Origin of the sequence: Niveispirillum sp., from assembly GCF_052437035.1 — a bacterium.
Classification (GTDB): domain Bacteria; phylum Pseudomonadota; class Alphaproteobacteria; order Azospirillales; family Azospirillaceae; genus Niveispirillum.
The window spans coordinates 223,499-238,675 of sequence record NZ_JBQVOH010000006.1 but is presented as its reverse complement, the minus strand read 5'-3'; the positions used below and the strand labels follow the sequence as shown (position 1 = coordinate 238,675).

General features: G+C 64.8%; 9 protein-coding genes. 4 read left to right on the top strand and 5 right to left on the bottom strand.

Annotated elements, in window-relative coordinates:
• Positions 1–37 precede the first annotated feature (37 nt).
• The gene (locus ACT6Q8_RS16485; protein WP_054169765.1) at positions 38–3,538 is read left to right on the top strand and encodes a hybrid sensor histidine kinase/response regulator; all 3,501 of its coding nucleotides are present in this window, start codon (positions 38–40) and stop codon (positions 3,536–3,538) included.
• 35 nt (positions 3,539–3,573) lie between these two features.
• Here the strand turns inward: ACT6Q8_RS16485 and ACT6Q8_RS16480 are convergent, their stop codons facing one another.
• Positions 3,574–4,095 carry a nucleoside 2-deoxyribosyltransferase gene (locus ACT6Q8_RS16480; RefSeq protein WP_444733040.1) on the bottom strand — a complete coding sequence of 174 codons (522 nt, stop codon included), beginning with the start codon at positions 4,093–4,095 and terminating at the stop codon, positions 3,574–3,576.
• A complete protein-coding gene (locus tag ACT6Q8_RS16475; protein WP_444733039.1) occupies positions 4,092–6,062 on the bottom strand; it encodes a bifunctional 2',3'-cyclic-nucleotide 2'-phosphodiesterase/3'-nucleotidase in 1,971 nt (656 codons plus the stop codon). Before ACT6Q8_RS16475 ends, ACT6Q8_RS16480 begins: the two co-directional genes overlap by 4 nt.
• A gap of 281 nt (positions 6,063–6,343) precedes the next feature.
• Here ACT6Q8_RS16475 and ACT6Q8_RS16470 point away from each other — a divergent pair, with 281 nt between their 5' ends.
• From ACT6Q8_RS16470 to ACT6Q8_RS16460, 3 genes are all read left to right on the top strand, one after another.
• A complete protein-coding gene (locus ACT6Q8_RS16470) occupies positions 6,344–9,595 on the top strand; it encodes a TonB-dependent receptor (RefSeq protein WP_054169762.1) in 3,252 nt (1,083 codons plus the stop codon).
• A 163-nt stretch (positions 9,596–9,758) separates the two neighbouring features.
• Entirely contained in the window at positions 9,759–10,088 is a 330-nt protein-coding gene (locus ACT6Q8_RS16465) for a PilZ domain-containing protein (protein ID WP_158660122.1), read from the top strand.
• A gap of 126 nt (positions 10,089–10,214) precedes the next feature.
• Complete coding sequence (locus ACT6Q8_RS16460; RefSeq protein WP_444733038.1) at positions 10,215–11,471, top strand: MgtC/SapB family protein; 1,257 nt, start codon at positions 10,215–10,217, stop codon at positions 11,469–11,471.
• A 7-nt stretch (positions 11,472–11,478) separates the two neighbouring features.
• Here ACT6Q8_RS16460 and ACT6Q8_RS16455 read toward each other — a convergent pair whose 3' ends face one another.
• The 3 genes from ACT6Q8_RS16455 to hutG form a co-directional block, all read right to left on the bottom strand.
• Positions 11,479–12,510 carry an adenylate/guanylate cyclase domain-containing protein gene (locus ACT6Q8_RS16455; protein ID WP_054169760.1) on the bottom strand — a complete coding sequence of 344 codons (1,032 nt, stop codon included), beginning with the start codon at positions 12,508–12,510 and terminating at the stop codon, positions 11,479–11,481.
• Positions 12,511–12,609: 99 nt separating this feature from the next.
• Positions 12,610–14,280 carry a urocanate hydratase gene (gene hutU, locus ACT6Q8_RS16450; RefSeq protein ID WP_444733037.1) on the bottom strand — a complete coding sequence of 557 codons (1,671 nt, stop codon included), beginning with the start codon at positions 14,278–14,280 and terminating at the stop codon, positions 12,610–12,612.
• An 8-nt stretch (positions 14,281–14,288) separates the two neighbouring features.
• A complete protein-coding gene (gene hutG, locus ACT6Q8_RS16445; protein WP_444733036.1) occupies positions 14,289–15,113 on the bottom strand; it encodes an N-formylglutamate deformylase in 825 nt (274 codons plus the stop codon).
• Between the last annotated feature and the right edge of the window lie 64 nt (positions 15,114–15,177).

The window sequence follows — 15,177 nt, the reverse complement described above, 5'->3', positions numbered from 1 at the left end:
GGATAGGCCCCAATCAAAAAGCACCATAGGGGCATCCATGTCGAGCTGGCCGGTTCTGGGGTTGGCGCTGGGGTATCTGGCGGCGTTGTTTGCCATTGCCTGGTGGGGGGACCGGTATGCGGCGCGGCAGCCCGAGGTGCAGGAGCGGCGTGCGCCCTTGCTCTATGCCATGTCGCTGGCGGTCTACTGCACGTCTTGGACCTTCTATGGCGCCATCGGGCGGGCGGCGGCCAGCGGGTGGGATTTTCTGTCCATCTATGTGGGGCCGATCCTGGTCTTCTCGCTGGGCTGGCCCATCCTGGCCAAGATGGTCAGGGTGGCCAAGGCGGAAAACACCGTCTCCATCTCTGACTTCATCTCCGCCCGCTATGGCAAGAGCCGGGTGCTGGCCGCACTGATCACGGTCATGGCGGTTACCGTGGTGCTGCCCTATTTCGCGCTACAGCTGAAGGCCATCACCATCAGCCTGGAGGCGCTGGCCGGGGACCCGTTTGCCAACCGGGTGATGGATATTCCGGGCGAGACGACCTTCATCATCACCTGTGCCATGGCCCTGTTCGCCATCCTGTTCGGGGTGCGCAATATCCATGCGAATGAGCATCATCGCGGCCTGATGATGGCGATTTCCACCGAAAGCATGGTCAAGCTGGGGGCGGCCATCCTGGTGGGCGGGGGCATCGTCTTTGCGGTTGCCGGCGGACCGTCGGGGATATTCGAGCGGGCGGCGGGCGATCCGCGCCTGGTCCATCTGCTGACCCCGCATTTCGGGGCCGGGTGGTGGTCCATCACCCTGCTGGCGGCCCTTGCCATCCTGTGCCTGCCGCGGCAGTTCCATGTGACGGTGGTGGAAAACACCCATGTCGGGGATATCCGCACCGCCAGTTGGCTGTTCCCGCTGTATCTTGTGGCCATCAATATTTTCGTGCTGCCGGTAGCGCTGGCCGGGTTGATGATGTTCCCGGATGGCAGCGTGAATGCCGACACCTTCCTGGTGACCATTCCGCAGCGCCTGGGCCATGACTGGATGGCGGTTCTGGCCTTTCTGGGCGGGCTGTCGGCGGCGACCAGCATGATCATTGTCGGTGCTGTGGCCCTGTCCACCATGGTCTGCAACGACCTGATCGTGCCGATCCTGATGGCGATCCCGTCGGCTATGCGGCGGTGGCAGCATGATCCCAAGCCCATGCTACTGACGGTGCGGCGGGTGGCCGTGGTGGCGCTGCTGGGCATGGCGTATCTCTATTACCTGATGATCGGCACTACCTTCCCGTTGGCCACCATCGGGACGGTCAGTTTTGCGGGCGTGGCGCAGTTCGCACCGGCCCTGCTGATGGGGCTGTTCTTCCGGCGGGTGACCAAGGCGGGGGCCATCACGGGGCTGGTGGCCGGGTTTGTCGCCTGGGTCTATTCGGTACTGATCCCGTCCTTTGCGGTGGCGGGGCTGGTGCCGGGGCATCTGATGGATCAGGGCTTGTTCGGGCTGGGCTGGCTGACCCCCACGGGTCTGGGCGGCATCCATGATCTGGACACGCTGGCCCATGGCGCGCTGACCAGCCTGGCACTGAACCTGTTCATGATGGTGCTGGTGTCCGGCATCACGGGCCAGTCCGACCTGGAAAAGCAGCAGGCCCGCCGCTTCGTCTCCATGCGCCACGACGCGCGGGACGGGGTGGCACCGGCGCGCGGGGTGACGCTGGGCGACCTGTACGAACTGGCGCTGCGCTATGTCGGGCGCAGCCGCGCGGAACCGGTGTTCCGTGAGCTGGTGGGCCTGGGCGCCGATGAGGGCAAGGACCTGTTCGAGGAGGGGTTGAAGCGGCGCATCGATGAGGAGGCCGTGCAGGCGACCGAATGGCTGCTGGCCGGGGCCATCGGGTCGGCGTCGGCGCGCGTGGTGGTGGCAAGTTTGCTGTCGGACCGGCGCCTGTCGCGGTCCGACGCGCGGTCGATCATCGATGAGGCGTCGCGCGCCATCCTGGACAGCCATGTGCTGATGCGATCCACGCTGGAAAATGTCGGCAAGGGCATCTGTGCGGTCGATAAGGATTTCCGCCTGCGTCTGTGGAACCGCCGGTTCCTGGAGATGCTGGAAGTGCCGGAAGGCCTGATCAAGGTGGGCACGCCCATGGGCGAGCTGGTCGCCTATCTGCAAAGCCAGGGGGAGTTCGGGGAAGAAGGCGAGATGGAAACCCTGTTCGCCCGCCGTCTGGACCCCAAGCGCCGTGACATGCCCGACAGTTTCCACCGCACAAGGCCCGATGGCGTGGTGCTGGAGATTATGTCCAACCCGTTGCCTGATGGCGGCTTCGTGGCCGTCTATACCGATGTCACCGACCGGCACCGGGCGGCAGAGGCGCTGCGCGCCGCCAATGAGGGGCTGGAACGGGGGATTGCCGAGCGCACCATCGATCTGGCCATCGCCAAGTCGGAGGCCGACCGTGCCAATCAGGCCAAGACGCGGCTGTTGGCCGCCGTCAGCCACGACCTTTTGCAGCCGCTGCATGCGGCGCGCCTGTTCATTTCCGCTGCATTGGACCGGGGGCCGGACGCGCTGGTGACGCAGGCAGACGCGGCGCTACGGTCGGTGGAACAGTTGCTGGGCGATCTGCTGGACATCACCAAGCTGGATACAGGCGTGGTGAAGCCCAACCGGACGGCGGTGGCCATTGATGACGTGCTGCATCCGTTGACGGACGAGCTGGCCGTGGTGGCGCAGCGGCACGGGTTGCAGCTGCGCTTTGTACCAAGCCGGGCCACGGTGGATACCGATGCCGTCCTCCTGCGCCGGATCGTGCAGAATCTGCTGGCCAATGCCCTGCGCTATACCCCGCGCGGGCGCATCCTGGTGGGGTGCCGGCGGCTGGCGGGGGCCGTGCGGGTGGAGGTATGGGATACGGGACCGGGCATTCCCGACGATAAGCGCGAAGAGATTTTCAAGGAGTTCCGGCAGCTGGGCAACGGGCAGAGCGACCGCGACAAGGGGCTGGGCCTGGGCCTGTCCATCGTGGAACGGTTCGCGGCCATCCTGGGCCACCGCGTCAGCCTGCGGTCGGTGGAGGGCAAGGGATCTTGCTTTGCCGTCGAGGTGCCGCTGTCGGCCCGCGCCGCCGACCCGGCACGGCCCGCCGTGGGGGCCAGCGTTACGGGCCTGGAAGGCACGCTGGTCCTGTGCGTGGAGAATGAGCCGGCCATCGCGGAGGCGACCATTGCGCTCCTGTCGGGATGGTCATGCGAGGTGGTATGGGGGGCAACGGGGGCGGATGCGCTGGCCGCCCTGGGCGACCGGGTGCCGGATGTCGTGCTGACCGATTACCATCTGGACCATGGGATGAGCGGGCTGGACGCCCTGTCCCTGATCCGGGCGCGGTTCGGGGCCGACCTGCCCGCCGCCGTGATCACCGCTGACCGCACGGAAGCCGTGAAGGACAGCGTGGCGCAGGCCGGGTGCCGGGTGCTTTACAAGCCGGTGAGGCCGGGTGCCCTGCGCGCGCTGTTGAGCCATATGCTGGCCGAGAAGCGGCGGGGGCGGGCGGCGTAAGGTAGGTCCGTGACGACGAAAAGCAGAGCTGAAACCTACGCCCCGAACCAAACCGCCGCCGCCCTGGCTGCCTGGATGAAGCTGCCCTGCACGGGACCTGTAGCCGGGTCGACCAGCATCAGGTTCACGGGCAGGCCAAATTCCTCCACCTCCATCTGGTCGGCATCGCGCCAGACGCGGCCATCATGGGCCAGATACTGGCGCGACTGGGTGCGTTGCAGCAGGGGGCGGATATCGCCCGACCAGGAGAAGACGGGTTTGCCCAGGGCCGCGGCAAACCCCATCTCATAGGCCGTACCATCATCGACGGACGGTCCCCGGAAGGGCATGCAATTGGCGATCACGCCGTCGGCCCCCCGTATCAGGTCCAGGTTGGCCTGCCGGATGCGGGCGGCGAATGCCGCCCCGCCTTCGCCGTCCGCAGGCGACAGGGCGTTATCCATAGGGAACACGCCCTCCAGCCACAGCTCCTCACAGATGGCCTTCATCGACGCCGCTGCCGCCAGCGGGTCGGGCAGGAATACATCCGGCCCGGCCAGATAAAGGCGCGGCCTCACCGCGTGCCGCCGATCTTCAGCGGATCGACGCGGAAGCGGGCGAACCCGTCCGGCGCCGGCCCTTCATAGGACAGGGCCGGCTGTTCGGACAACAGTTCCTGGGCCAGCGGCGAGCTGTCAAAATAGACATTCACCCCAGCCGGCATGGGCGCGATGCGGAAGGAATTGTCGGTCGACGGCTCCACCACGCCCTTGGCGCGGATATATTCGATGATGGCCGACTGCACCGTGTCGGGCGACTGATAGACGACAGTGCTACCATCCAGGCCCGGCACCGCACCGCCGCCATTGGCGCGGTAATTATTGGTGACGACCAGGAATTCCTGTTTGTCGTCGATGGGCTTGCCCTGGAACATCAGGTCCTTGATGCGGTGCGCCTTGTCATTGGCCGGCTTGCCGTCGCGGTCGAACCGTTCGGGCTGCGTCAGGTCGATTGTATAGGTCACGCCATCGATAATATCGAAGGAATAGGCCGGCACCCGCACATTCACCAGCGACTGCGGCTCCTTCTTGTTGGGATCAATGACCGACAGGGCGCGGGTCGACATTTCCAGCCAGTCACGCACCTGCGCCCCCGTCAGTTTCACGACGGCCAGCTGGTTGGGATAGACATAAAGGTCGGCGACATTGCGGATGGCCACGCTGCCGGCGGCAATGTCGGTATAGAAGGCGGGACCCGGCCGCCCGCCCGACTTGAACGGTGCCGCCGCCGACAGGATGGGCAGGGAGGCCAGCTCCGTCCCGGCCAGGGCACGCGCCACATAGGCTCGCTGCGCCTCGGCCACCAGCTCCACGCCGGCGCTGTCGCCCAGGAAGGAGAAATAGGAATGGATGCGCGCCGTCACCTTGCCTACAGGGCGGCGGACATAATCCAGCGTGCCTTGATGGCTGGGGGCCAGCAGGGTGCCGACCTCGGCGTCGGGTTCGGCCACCACCATGCGGCCGTCCTGGCGTTCCTGGATGGGCTTGGCCATGGCCGTACCCTCCACCACCTGCCAGCCCTTGCCCTTCTTTTCCAGCTTCAACTGGATCATGCCCAGATGGCTGCCATAGGAACCGGACATCACCAGCGGCTTGCCATTGACGGTGCCCTTGGCAAGGTCGGCCTTGGGCAGGCCCTCATAATCCTTGCCAGGGAAGACGCGGTGGCTGTGGCCCGTGATGACGGCATCGACGCCCGGCACCTCGGTCAGGGCGTTGGAGATATTCTCCTCGCCCCCTTCACGCGGGAAGAAGGACAGTCCCGAATGGGACAGAACGATGATGACATCGGCCCCTTCCTTCTTCATGCGCGGGACATAGACATTGGCCATGTCGATAATGTCGCGGGTGGTGACGCGGCCTTCCAGCTTGTCCTTGTCCCACGTCATGATCTGGGGGGTCAGCAGGCCCAGGATGCCAACCTTCACCTTCTGCTTGGCGCCCTTGTCATCGACCAGGGTGCGTTCCTGGATGACATAGGCGGGGTAGAGGGTGGGATCGTTGGCCGGGTCCTTGTCGCCATCGACCTTGAAGACATTGCCGGCCAGCACGGGGAACTTCGCCCCCGCATAAACATTGTGCAGCACGTCCAGGCCGAAATTGAATTCATGATTGCCCAGGACGGCGGCGTCATAGCCCAGCAGGTTCATGGTGGCCATGGCGGGATGGGTGGGCTTGTCCTTGCCCACCCCGCGCTCGCGCACGACCCAGTCGCCCATGGGCGTGCCCTGGATCAGATCGCCATTGTCCAGCAGCAGCGTGTTGGGATTGGCGGCGCGTGCGGCGCGGATCAGCGGCGTGACCCGGATCAGGCCGACACCGGCATCCGGCTTGTCGGCATAATAATCGTAATCCTCCAAATACATATGCAGGTCGGTGGTGGCCAGTACCTGCAAGTCGATCTTCTCCTGTGCTGTGGCGGCACCCGCCATCGACAGGAACAGGGCGCCCGCCATCAGGGCACGGGAGGGGAGATTACGAATCACGGAAGGCGCTCCATCGGGTTCTGTTGCCGCCCGGCAGCAGGTGCGTCGCAGCAATCACGGTTAAGAAATGCAGGAGACGCGGGTCTCGCCCCTCCGAACCGGCATGCTGCGCCGCAAAACTGTGGCGGTAATGATACGCTGGTTGAGATATAGCCGTTCAAGCCCCTGCAGGCATAGCTGCAGAGGTGCTTGTCATGGAACTGTAATTTATTCGTTACCTAAGCGTCACGGGCATCTGGTGTTGTCCGCGCGATCCGGTCCGGCTTATTGGGGGCTTTCGTATGACCATCGAGAATAAGAAGGCGGCGTCGATCCTGCGCCGTCACCTGTCCGCTTTGAATATCGGCACTGGCGCCCTGGCGCTGGCCATCGCTTCTTCCTGGGCCGTCCCGGCCATCGCGCAGCAGACGACCTCGTCCATGACGGGTCAGATCGTGACCGCCGCCGGCGCCCCGGCTGCTGGCGCAGAAGTCACCATCGTCCATACGCCGTCCGGTACGCGTTCGGTCACCAACGTCAATGACCAGGGCCGTTTCCAGGCCGGCGGTCTGCGCGTCGGCGGCCCCTACACCGTGACCATCACCGCCGCCGGCGCTGAGCCGCAGGTGCTGGAAGGCATCTTCATCTCGCTCGGCGAGCCGTTCGCCCTGGATCTGGCGCTGGGCGCCAAGATGGAAGAGATCGTGGTGACCGGTGAGCGCGCTGCCCCGACCACGGTCGGCATCGGCACCAATTTCGGCCAGCAGCAGATCACCAATGCACCGTCGATCAGCCGCGACCTGAAGGACATTGTCCGCAACGATCCGAAGGTCTTCATCGACGTCACGAACTCCAGCGCCATTCAGATCGCTGGCTCGTCCAACCGCTTCAACAGCCTGACCATCGACGGTGTGAAGCAGAACGACGATTTCGGTCTGAACGCCGGTGGCTACCCGACCCAGCGCTCGCCGCTGTCGATCGACGCCATCGAAGGCCTGTCCGTGCTGACGGCTCCCTATGACGTCGAATATTCCGGCTTCCAGGGCGGCACGATCAACATCGTGACCAAGTCGGGCGGCAACACCCCGCATGGCTCCTTCTATTATTATTATGGCGATGAGAGCCTGTCGGGTGACCGTTCGGGTGGCCGCACCAACCTGATCAGCCCCTACAAGGAAAAGACCTGGGGCGGTTCGCTGGGTGGCGCGCTGGTCGAGGACAAGCTGTTCTTCTACGTGAACTACGAGAAGTTCAAGAGCCAGGCTCCGGTGGTGTTCGGCACCTCCGATAGCGGCCTCGGCAATCCCGTCGCCGGCATCACCACGGCCCAGGTTGAGCGTATCCGTCAGATCGCGCAGAGCGTCTATGGTTATGACACGCTGGGTCTGGCCGACGGCTCCCTGCCGGAAGAAGACGAGAAGATCCTCACCAAGCTGGACTGGAACATCAACGACAGCCACCGCGCGTCGTTCGCCTACCAGCGCAACGAGGGCAATAACATCCGCGACGCTTCGTCCAGCACCAGCGCGACCCCGCGCACGCTGTCGTTGCAGTCGAACATGTACAACTACACCCAGATCATGGACAGCTACTCGCTCCAGCTGTTCTCTGACTGGACGTCTGACTTCTCCACCGAAGTCAAGCTGGCCCGCAAGGAAGTGGACAGCCTGCGTCTGCCGCTGAACGGCTTCGGCTTCGGCGAAATGCGCGTCAGCACCAATCCGACCGGTCTGGCCGTCAACAATAACGGCTTCGGTCAGGTCGTGTTCGGCCCGGATATCTCGTCGCACAGCAATGTGCTGCGTACGAAGACCGACAGCGGTAAGTTCAAGGGCACGTACCTGCTGGGCGATCACAAGATCACCGGCGGCTACGAATACGACAAGATCGACTACTACAACCTGTTCCTGCAGCGCAGCCTTGGCTACTGGGAATTCGCCTCGATCGAGGCCTTCCAGAACCGTCAGGCGCAGCGCTTCCGGTATGCCAATGCCGTTTCGGGCAACCCCGAAGACGCGGCGGCCAAGTGGGCCTACACGCAGCACTCCTTCTACCTGCAAGATACGTGGGACGTGAGCCCCGGCTTCCAGCTGCAGGGCGGTCTGCGTTACGAGCTGTACAAGACCAACGACGCCCCGCTGGCCAATGCCAACTTCCTGTCGCGCTACGGCATCACCAATGCCGCTACGATCGACGGCAAGGACCTGTGGCTGCCGCGCGTTGGCTTCACCTATGAAGCCACGGAAAGCACGGTTGTCCGCGGTGGCGCCGGCCTGTTCTCCGGTGTCGGTGCCGCCGTGTGGCTGTCCAACGGCTACAGCAATGACGGCGTGACCCAGCGTTCGCTGGATATTACCCGTCCGGCCACCGGTACCGTGCCGGCCAACAACGCCCTGCTGCTGAACGGCGTGACGGGCCAGGTGCCCACCGCCGCCAACGGCCGTCTGACCTCGGTCGGCGAAGGCTTCGTGAATGCGCTGGACCCGAACTACAAGATGCCCTCCTCCTGGAAGCTCAGCATGGCTGTTGACCAGAAGCTGGACATCCCGGTTCTGGGTGACGACTGGCTGTTCACTGCCGAGGCGATCTATACCCGCGTGAAGGACGCCAACTTCTACAAGGACCTGCGTCTGACCAAGACCGGTACGGCCCCCGATGGTCGCCCGATCTACACGCAGAACATCCAGGCCGGCGACACGCGTGGCAATGGTTCCGACCTGCTGCTGACCAACACCGACAAGGGTGAAAGCCTGATCCTGACGATCTACGGTTCGAAGAACTGGACGACGGATTATGGCGATATCGACTTCGGTGCCGGTTACGCCTTCCAGGACAGCAAGGATGCCAGCCAGGGCACCAGCTCTGTTGCCAGCTCCAACTATGAGCAGTTCGTGACCACCGATCCCAACACGGATCTGCTGGGCACGTCTTCTTATGAGACGAAGCACCGCATCACGGCGAACACCAGCTACAGCATCGAATATTTCGATGGGTACAAGTCGTCGCTGTCGCTGTTCGGTCAGGCCTCGTCGGGCAAGCCGTACACCTTCAGCTTCACCTGCTCCAGCACGGCCAATCCGTTCGGTGACCCGGCCTGCCGCGCCAACCGTTCGCGTGAAGCCATGTATGTCCCGACCGGCGCCAGCGACCCGCTGGTCAACTGGACGGCCAGCACGGTCAAGGCTGATGCGATGGATGCCTATATCTCCCGCAATGGCCTGGACAAGTACCGTGGCAGCATCCTGCCGCGTGGCGCGTTCGAAAGCTCCTGGACCTACTCCGTCGATGCCAAGCTGGCTCAGGAAATCCCGGCGCCGATCGAAGGCCACAAGGCCATCGTGACGATGGACATCCTCAACCTGACCAACCTGCTGAACAAGAACTGGGGTCGTCAGCAGAGCGTGCCCTTCTTCCAGTCCGTTGCCGGCCCGACCGCGACGATCGGGACCGATGGCAAGTATGTGTTTACCGCTGCTGGCCGCGACGTTACCGAACAGGTCAGCAACCGCGCCTCGGTCTGGAAGATCCAGCTGGGTGTGAAGTACGAGTTCTGATCCTTCTTCAAGCAGGATCAATGAGTTGGGGAAAGGCGGCCTTCGGGCCGCCTTTTTTCGTTATGGCAGCCTTGCAGCCGCCGGGGCCGGTAATGATCTTTCTATTTCCTCTGGGCAGTATCGGATTGACAGGTATTTTGGTAAAATTGTGTTCATGATTGCCATGTCCGACACCCCGGCCGAACGCCGGATACATCCGCGTAACCCGACAGAACCCATCTTCCTGATGGTTGCCGGCCGCCCGTCCCGTCTGCTTGACTGGTCGTTCGGGGGCCTGCGCGTCCGTCCGGAACAGGCCGGTGGTTTCATCGTGGGACAGCGTGTGGATGTCACGATCCTGCGCCCCGACGGGCATAGCTGGGCCCGTCTGCCCGTCACCATCCGCCATGTCGATCATGAGGATGGGGGGGCACTGGGCGTCATGCTGGTGGACCGGCTGTCGGCCTTCCCGCTGCTGCTGGAACTGTTCAACCACTCGCTGGCGCGGGCGTAGAGTGTGATCGCTTCAAATGGGTACATTTGAAGCGTGAATCACACGACAAACTCTAACCCCTCCGCCTGCTTGCCCTTTCCCTGCCGCCCGTCGCATGCTGTGCCCCGGAAATGGGGAGCTTGAGCCTTGCACGATCTTGAAATCCTGATGCGTCTGGGCACGGCGCTGGCCATCGGCCTGCTGGTCGGGCTGGAACGGGGCTGGCGGTCGCGCGATCTGGCCGATGGGCAGCGCGCGGCGGGCCTGCGCACTTTTGCGCTGTCGGGCCTGCTGGGCGGTGTGGCCGGCGCGCTGGCCCATGGGCTGGACAATCTCCTGTTCTTGGGCCTCTCCTTTCTGGGCTTTGCGGGCGCTTTCACGGCCTTCCACTGGCTGGAATCGCGGGAAGAGGGCAAGAATTCAGTTACCGGTGTCGTCTCCGGCCTGCTGGTCTTCCTGCTGGGTGCCTATGCCATGCTGGGGGAAATCCGCGTCGCTGTGGCGGCAGGTGTGGCCGCGACCCTGCTGCTGGCCCTGCGTGATCCGCTGCATGAATGGCTGCGGCGACTGCAATGGGTGGAAATCCGTGCCGTCCTGATCCTGGCAGTGATGAGTTTTCTGGCCCTGCCCGTCCTGCCCAATGGTCCCGTCGATCCCTGGGGCGTGCTGAACCCCGCGGAGATCTGGCTCCTGGCTATCCTGATCGCCGCCATTTCCTTCGGTGGCTATGTGGCGGTGAAGCTGTTCGGGGAAAAGCGTGGCGTGCTGGTAGCAGCATTGGCCGGCGGCCTTGCCTCCTCCACCGCCACCACGCTGACCCTGTCGCGCGTGGCCAAGGCGCAGCCGGCGGCGTCGCCCCTGCTGGCTGCCGGCATTCTGCTGTCCGGCATGGTCAGCGTGCTGCGTGTGCTGCTGGTTGCCCTGATCCTGAACCGGGCGCTGATGCTGCCGCTGGTGGCGCCCGCCGGGGCGGCGCTGGCCGTGATGGGCCTTTCCGCCCTGATCCTGCTGCGCCGCGACGGCACGGGGCCGGAGGATACGACCCCGGCTTTGTCCAACCCGCTGGAACTGGGTACCGCCTTGAAACTGGCGGGCTTCATCGCCCTGGTTCTGGTGGCGGCCGAACTGATCCAGCGTTTCGTGGGCGATGCGGGCCTGCTAGTCGCCGCTGCTGCTGCCGGCATCGCCGATGTCGATGCCATCACCGTCGCCATGGCGCGCCTGGGCACCAAGCCGGAAAGCCTGTCCCTGGCCGCCGCCTGCATCCTTCTGGCCGTGGGCGTCAATACCATCACCAAATCGGTCATGGCCGGCAGTGTGGGTGGCCGCAGCCTGGGCCTGTCCGTTGGCATCCCCAGCCTGGCCGCCGTCACGGCGGGGGCGGTTTCATTCTGGATGGTGTGAGGGATGGTTACCCTTCCACCCCCAAAATCTCCAGCGGTGCTTCCCGTCCGCGCAGGATGACGGGACCGAGGGGGAGGGGGGTTACGCCCAGGACGGGGCGGCAGCGCTGCCAGCCATCGGCGGTCAGGATCAGGTCGCGGCCCGCCTCCTTGGCGATGGCGTCCAGGCGGGACAGAGAATTGATCGTGTCGCCGAAATAGGTGATCTCGCGGCGTTGATCCCCCACCTGTGCCACGATCACCGGGCCGGCATGGAGGGTGATGCGGAAGCCAAGCTCCACCCCCATATCCCGCCGCAGCGCCGTCAGGGTGCGGCGGATGGCGAGCGCACAGGCCAGGGCCGGCGCGTCGGGGCGTTGCGGGGTCAATCGCCAGCTGATGATGGCCTGATCGCCCACATATTTGTCGATGGAGCCGCCATGGGCGCGAACCGGCTCACCCAGGGCGTGCAGGAAACGGCCCACGATGCGCATAGCCTCCCGATCGCCCAGCCGGGCCGCCAGCGCCGTGGAATTGGCCATGTCGATGGCCAGGAACAGGCGCTGTTCCTCCAGAGGGCGGGCATAGCGGCCTGTGATCAGGGCGAAGAACACCTGATTGCCAATCAGGCTGCGGCTCTGGTCCAGCAGCAGCAACAGGATGACGGAGGCGGCGGCATAGGTGAAGACCTGGAAGAAATCGATATTGGGGCTGTCATCCCCATCCATGCCGACCAGCGCCTCCGTCGACAGGGCCAGCGCGATTCCCAGCAGGATCAGCATTATATAGGTGGCGTAGAGCGCCAGCAGGGCGCGCCCGCGCGGCAGATCGGCAATACGGTCACGCGAGGTGCGCAGCAGCAACCCATGTTTGAAGGCCAGACACAGGCCGCCGATAAAGGCGCCATGCACCATGGAGACGGGCAGCGAGACGCCAGCCCAATGTGCTATGGGAAAGCCCAGCGTGCTGCCGATCAGCAGCACCAGGACCCAGGCGCGGACATGCCGCCAGATGGGGGTGGACGGGGTGGGAAGGGCGGGGCTTTCCGGCAGGGAGACCATGGGGCGGGCACCGGGAGGCGGGGGCGGAAGTCGCCCCACGCTATCATGCGCCCCAACGGATGCAATGAGGGCTGTCACAGGTACGTCGGGCAGGCCCCCTTACCCCAAAATCCCCGGCAGGTTCAGGCCCTTTTCCCGTGCGCAGTCCTTCGCGATGTCGTAGCCGGCGTCGGCGTGGCGCATGACGCCGGTGGCGGGGTCGTTCCACAGCACGCGTTCCAGGCGGCGGGCCGCGGCGTCGGTGCCATCGGCGACGATGACGACGCCGCTATGCTGTGAGAAGCCCATGCCGACACCGCCGCCATGGTGCAGCGATACCCAGGTGGCACCCGAGGCGGTGTTGAGCAGGGCGTTCAGCAGGGGCCAGTCGGAGACGGCGTCGGAACCGTCCAGCATGGCCTCCGTCTCCCGGTTGGGGGAGGCGACGGAGCCGCTGTCCAGATGGTCGCGACCGATGACCACGGGGGCCTTCAGCTCGCCCTTGGCCACCATCTCGTTGAAGGCCAGCGCCAGACGGTGGCGGTCGCCCAGACCGACCCAGCAGATGCGGGCGGGCAGGCCCTGGAACTTGATCTTTTCCCGCGCCATGTCCAGCCAGTTATGCAGGTGGGCGTTGTCGGGCAGCAGTTCCTTCACCTTGGCGTCGGTCTTGTAGATATCTTCCGGGTCGCCGGACAGGGCCGCCCAGCGGAAGGGACCGATGCCGCGACAGAACAGTGGGCGGATATAGGCGGGCACGAAGCCGGGGAAGGCAAAGGCGTCGGCCACGCCTTCTTCCAGTGCCATCTGCCGGATATTGTTGCCGTAATCCAGGGTGGGCACGCCGGCCTTCCAGAAATCCAGCATGGCGCTGACCTGCACGGCCATGGAGGCGCGCGATGCCTTCTCCACGCTCTTGGGGTCGTCTTCGCGCGCCTTCAGCCATTGATCGAGCGTCCAGCCGGCGGGCAGGTAGCCGTTGATCGGATCATGGGCGGAGGTCTGGTCGGTGACGGCATCGGGGCGCACGCCACGGCGGACCAGTTCGGGGAACACCTCCGCCGCATTGCCCAGCAGGCCGACAGAGACCGGCTTTTTGGCCTTGCAGCTTTCATCGATGATGGACAGCGCCTCATCCAGGCTGTCGGTGGCGCGGTCCAGGTAACCGGTGCGCAGGCGCATGTCGATGCGCGAGGGCTGACATTCGACGGCCAGACAGGAGGCACCGGCCATGACGGCGGCCAGCGGCTGTGCCCCGCCCATGCCGCCCAGACCGCCGGTCAGGATCCAGCGGCCCGCCAGGTTGCCGCCATAATGGCGGCGGCCAACCTCCACGAACGTCTCATAGGTGCCCTGGACAATGCCCTGGGTGCCGATATAGATCCAGCTGCCCGCCGTCATCTGGCCGTACATCATCAGGCCCTTGGCATCCAGCTCATGGAACTTGTCCCAAGTGGCCCAATGGGGGACGAGGTTGGAATTGGCGATCAGGACGCGCGGGGCGTCGGTATGGGTGCGGAACACGCCGACCGGCTTGCCCGACTGCACCAGCAGGGTCTGGTCATCCTCCAGATCACGGAGCGCCGCGACGATGCGGTCGAAACTGGCCCAGTCGCGCGCGGCCCGGCCGATGCCGCCATAGACCACCAGTTCTTCGGGCCTCTCTGCCACGTCGGGGTCCAGATTGTTCATCAGCATGCGCAAGGCCGCTTCGGTCAACCAGGACTTGGCGGTGCGGTCGGTGCCGTGGGGGGCGCGGATCACGCGGGTATTGTCGATGCGGCTCATCATGTCCTCGGTTATTTGGGGTCCGTCGCCCAGCCGATGCAGGCGGTCAGGATGTTACGCAGGGCCTTTTCCATGGGTGCCGCGTAGGCGGCGTCATAGGCGGGGGGCCAATTATCAGGCGCGGGGTCGTCGTCGGGTTCCAGCAGATAGCCGCGTGTCGCCAGCTCCATCTGCACCGCATGCACGCCCTTGGCGGGCTGTCCGTAATGGCGGGTGATATAGCCGCCCTTGAACCGGCCATTGGTGACGCGGGTGAACTGTGTGGCGTCACACGCCGCCTCAATCACGCGGGTCAGGCCGGGATCGCAGCTTTTGCCCTCAAACGTGCCGATGTTGAAATGCGGCAGCAAACCGTCGAACAGGCGCGGCACCCAGGAGCGGATGGAGTGGCAGTCGTACAGCACCACGCGCGGATATGTGCGGCGCAGGCGCAGGATTTCGGCCATCAAGGCGGCGTGATAGGGGGCGTGGAACAGCTCCCGCCGGCGCAGCACCTCCATCGCGTCGGGTTCCTGGCCGGGATTGTAGAGCGGTTCGCCGTCAAACGTGGTCAGCGGACAGAGGTCGGTCGTGGCCTGTCCGGGATAGAGCGAGGCGCCGTCGGGCGGGCGATTCACGTCGATCATGGTGCGCGACAGGCTGGTCTGCACGATGGTGGCGCCCAGGTCGCGGGCGAAGAAATAGAGCTGCCCCACCCACCAGTCGGCATCCTTGCGCGCCCGCCAGGGATCGGCCAGCGTATCCTCCAACGCCCACTCAATCTCCGTTCCTGCGTGCGGGATGGAGAGGATCAGGGGGGCGGTGCCCTGATGGATGATCAGCCAGTCCTGGTCCATGGTTGGGTTCTCCTGTTCCGGGGCGGGGTTATCTTTGCCTTGGGATCGGTTGTTCCCTCACCCT